4 protein-coding genes and 1 pseudogene are annotated in these 4105 nt (G+C 69.3%); 4 read left to right on the plus strand and 1 reads right to left on the minus strand.

The genetic code is table 11. From position 1 onward, the window contains the following. Nucleotides 1–23 precede the first annotated feature (23 nt). Nucleotides 24–620, minus strand: a complete 597-nt coding sequence (locus EHS43_RS39140; RefSeq protein WP_125195336.1) for a TetR/AcrR family transcriptional regulator — start codon at nucleotides 618–620, stop codon at nucleotides 24–26. A gap of 142 nt (nucleotides 621–762) precedes the next feature. Between EHS43_RS39140 and EHS43_RS39145 the strand changes: the two genes are divergently transcribed. From EHS43_RS39145 to EHS43_RS39160, 4 genes and pseudogenes are all read left to right on the plus strand, one after another. Further along, complete coding sequence (locus tag EHS43_RS39145; protein WP_125195337.1) at nucleotides 763–2328, plus strand: MDR family MFS transporter; 1566 nt, start codon at nucleotides 763–765, stop codon at nucleotides 2326–2328. Nucleotides 2329–2446: 118 nt separating this feature from the next. Further along, a pseudogene (locus tag EHS43_RS39150) lies at nucleotides 2447–2830 on the plus strand (helix-turn-helix transcriptional regulator); the annotation flags it as partial. A gap of 263 nt (nucleotides 2831–3093) precedes the next feature. Further along, nucleotides 3094–3528: a VOC family protein gene (locus EHS43_RS39155; RefSeq protein ID WP_125195338.1), complete on the plus strand. Its 435-nt coding sequence runs from the start codon at nucleotides 3094–3096 to the stop codon at nucleotides 3526–3528. Further along, on the plus strand, nucleotides 3525–4105 hold a 581-nt coding region (locus EHS43_RS39160; protein ID WP_125195339.1), incomplete at its 3' end, for a class I SAM-dependent methyltransferase. The genes EHS43_RS39155 and EHS43_RS39160, both read left to right, overlap by 4 nt.

Consider the following 4105-nt stretch of genomic DNA (forward strand, 5'->3'; position numbering starts at 1 on the left):
CGCCCATCCCGGCCCAACACGCCCTAGCCCGTTTCGCCTCCCCGGTGGGCCTGGGTGACCAGGTCGGTGGCGACCTCCAGGACCGCCTTGCGCTTGGATTCCGGGTCGCCGGTGACGTCCTGGAGGAAGAACATTCCGGCGTGCAGGGTGAAGATCGCGCTGATGCAGCGGACCTGGTCGGTCAGGTCCGCCTCGGGGTCGACGATGATCTCGCGCAGCCCCTGCATCCGCTCCTTGAAGGTCTCGCCGACCCGCAGTTCACGCACCGCCGCCTGGTTCTCCTGCATGAAGCGGAACAGGGGCGTCGCACCGGCCAGCGTCTCGCTGTAGCGCCGTACGATCTCCTGCTTGGTCTCCAGGGTGTGCGGCTGCTGCCGGCCCCATTCGATCAGGTCGAGGATCGGCTGCGTCAGATCGTCGAAGATGCTGACGAGGATCTCTTCCTTGGTCTTGAAGTGGTAGTACAGCGCCGCCTTGGTGACATCCAGGTGCTCGGCGATCTCCCGCAGGGACGTCTTCTCGTACCCCTGCTGCGCGAAGAGTTCGAGGGCCACGTCCTGGATGCGCTGGCGCGTGTTGCCGCGGCGCTGCTGCTTGGTGACGTCCATGGTGCCGCCCATCCTCGTGCTCCTCGGCTTTCCCCAAAACTTACTTGACGCCCGGCTAGTTACGCGTCTACCTTCCCAGTGTAGTCAACTAGCCGGGCGGCAAGTAAGTGCCCCGGCGGAGGCAGTACCGCAGGACCTCAGGGGAGTGGGAACGATGGCGGACACACAGACGGTCGAGACGGAGCCGGACAGGAAACAGCGCAGTGTGCGTGTCGTCCTGCTCGCGCTGATGATCACCATGATGCTCGCGATGCTCGACAACATGATCGTGGGCACCGCGATGCCGACGATCGTCGGTGAGCTCGGCGGACTCGAACACCTGTCATGGGTCGTGACGGCCTACACACTGGCCACCGCGGCCGCCACCCCGCTCTGGGGCAAGCTCGGCGACATGTACGGCCGCAAGGGCGTCTTCATGAGCTCGATCGTGCTCTTCCTGATCGGCTCCGCACTCAGCGGCATGGCCCAGGACATGGGCCAGCTCATCGGCTTCCGGGCCGTGCAGGGACTCGGTGCCGGCGGTCTGATGGTCGGTGTCATGGCGATCATCGGCGACCTGATCCCGCCGCGGGAGCGCGGCAAGTACCAGGGCATGATGGCCGGCGTCATGGCGCTCGCGATGATCGGCGGCCCGTTGGTCGGCGGCACCATCACCGACAACTGGGGCTGGCGCTGGTCCTTCTACATCAACCTGCCGCTCGGCGTCGTCTCCCTCGGCCTGATCAGCGTGGTGCTGCACCTGCCGAAGAAGCGCGCGCAGGCCCGCATCGACTACCTGGGCGCCGCCCTGCTGACCGTGGGCATCACCTCCATCGTGCTGGTGACCACCTGGGGCGGCACGGAGTACGCCTGGACCTCAGCGCGGATCATGGAGCTGATCGGCATCGGTGTCGCCGCGCTCGTCGGCTTCGTGTTCTGGCAGACCAAGGCGGCCGAGCCGGTCGTACCGCTGCACATCTTCCGCAACCGCAACTTCACGCTGATGTCGATCATCGGCTTCATCACCGGTTTCGTGATGTTCGGCGCCACCCTGTTCCTGCCGCTGTACCAGCAGTCCGTGCAGGGCGCCTCCGCGACCAACTCCGGGCTGCTGCTCCTGCCGATGCTCGGCGCGATGCTGGTGACCTCGATGGTCGCGGGCCGGATCACCACCAACAGCGGCCGGTACTACGTCTTCCCGGTCCTCGGCAGCGTCCTGATGGTGATCGGGCTGTACCTGCTGTCGACCATGGACACCGGGACCTCGCGGTTCACCTCCGGTCTGTTCATGGCCGTGGTCGGGCTCGGCATGGGCTGCCTGATGCAGATCACCATGCTGGTCGCGCAGAACAGCGTCGAGATGAAGGACATGGGCGTCGCCTCCTCCTCCACCACCCTGTTCCGTACCCTCGGCTCCTCCTTCGGTGTCGCCATCATGGGCGCCCTGTTCAACCACCGGGTCCAGGACGTCATGGCCGAGCGGGCCGGTGCGCTGGGGTCCAAGGTGACCGAGCAGTCCGCGCAGCTCGACGCGAAGAGCCTGGAGAAGCTGCCGGCCGCGGCGCGCGAGGCGTACCAGTTCGCGGTGTCCGCGGGCACCCACTCGGCGTTCCTGCTCGGCTCGGTCGTCGCGGTGATCTCGCTGGTGGCGGCGGTCTTCGTCAAGGAGGTGCCGCTCAAGGGAGCGGGCCCCCAGAAGACGGCGGACGACGCGGCGCCGACCCCGCTGGTCGAGGTCTGATCCGACCCCGGGTCCCGTCCCGACCGAACCGAAGGCCCCCCGGACCGGTGTCCGCCCCGGGGGGCCTTCTCCGTGCGGACGCCAGGGCGATGTCAGTGCCGCATGTCACCATCGGCGCATGGACAAAGTGCGGCAGATCAGGCTCGCCAAGGACGCCATGGACCGGGACTGGGCCGATCCTGAGCTCGACCTGGACGCCGTGGCCGCGCATGCCGGGTACTCGCGCTACCACTTCCTGCGCGCCTTCAAGGAGGCGTACGGCGAGACCCCCGGGCAGTACCTCACGCACCGCCGGATCGAGCGGGCCGAGGAGATGCTGCGCGGGGCCGATCTGAGCGTGACCGAGATCTGCCACCTGGTCGGCTTCAGCAGCCTCGGCACCTTCTCCGCCCGCTTCAAGACGCGCACCGGCCTCACCCCGAGCGAGTACCGCACCCGGCACGTGGGCCGCGGCGCCGCCCTGATCCCCGGTTGCTACGCGATGCTCTGGGCCGGCGGCTTCCTCACCGCGAGAAGCACCGCAAGCACCACCACCGGGACCGCAGGCCCAGCAAGCGTCGCCGGGACCGCAGGCCCAGCAAGCGCCACCGGGACCGCCGGGGCAGCAAGCGTCGCCGGGGCCGCCAGCCCGGCCGGGACCGCAGGCACCGCCGGAACCGCACCCCCGCCCGGCACTCCAAGCACCGCAACTTCGGAGAAGCGGCCCCACCCCGCCGCTGCCTACCGTGACGGAGAGGAACCCCCGGACGACAGGAGAGCGGAGCCATGATCCAGGGACTGGGCATCGCCACGGTATGGACCTTCGACCAGCAGCGCACCAAGGCCTTCTTCACCGAGAAGCTGGACTTCGTGGTGCGCAGCGAGGTCTCGATGGGTGCCATGACGTGGGTCACCGTCGGCGCCAAGGAGCAGGAGGGCGTCGAGCTGACCCTGATGAGCCTCGACGGCCCGGGGCTCGACCCCGAGTCCGCCGAGGCACTGAAGAAGCTCGTCGGCAAGGGCGTGATGGGCGCGGGAGCGTTCCGTACCGACGACTGCCGAGGGGACTACGAGACGTTCCGGGCGCGCGGGGTGGAGTTCATCCAGGAGCCCAAGGAGCGGCCGTACGGCATCGAGGCCATCTTCCGCGACGACAACGGCAACTGGTACTCACTGACCCAGCGCAGCGAGGAGCTGGACTTCTCCAAGGACTTCGGGTGACACAGGACGCGGTCGCGGCCGACCACACGGCGGTCCGGGTCGCCCTCTGGCGGGCCCTGCACGTCCGGGCCGACCCGCCGCCGCATGTGCTGGAGGACGAGATCGGGCTACGGCTCGCGGACCCGGGCGAGGGGTGGCGGGACCGTCCCGACATGGACGTGGACGCCACGCGCCGCACCCGGGCGTCGATCGTGGCCCGGACCCGGTTCGTGGAGGACCTCGTCGTCGAGCGGGGTGTGGAGCAGTACGTCGTCCTCGGCGCCGGCCTCGACACCTTCGCCCAGCGCAGGCCCGAGGTCGCCGCCGAGCGCGCACTGCGGGTCTTCGAGGTCGACCGGCCGGGTCCCCAGGCCTGGAAGCGGCGGCGGCTGGAGCAGCTCGGCTTCGGCGTCCCCGACTGGCTGCGGCTGGGGCCGGTCGACTTCGAGGGGGACTGGTGGGGGCGGCTGGCCGAGGCGGGCTTCGATCCCGGGCGCCCCGCGGTCGTGGCCTCCACCGGCGTCACCATGTACCTCACCCGGGAGGCGAACGCGGCCACCTTCCGCCTGGTCGCCGGGCTCGCCGCGGGGTCCGTGTT

The organism is Streptomyces sp. RP5T (genome assembly GCF_003933965.1).
Classification (GTDB): Bacteria; Actinomycetota; Actinomycetes; order Streptomycetales; family Streptomycetaceae; genus Streptomyces.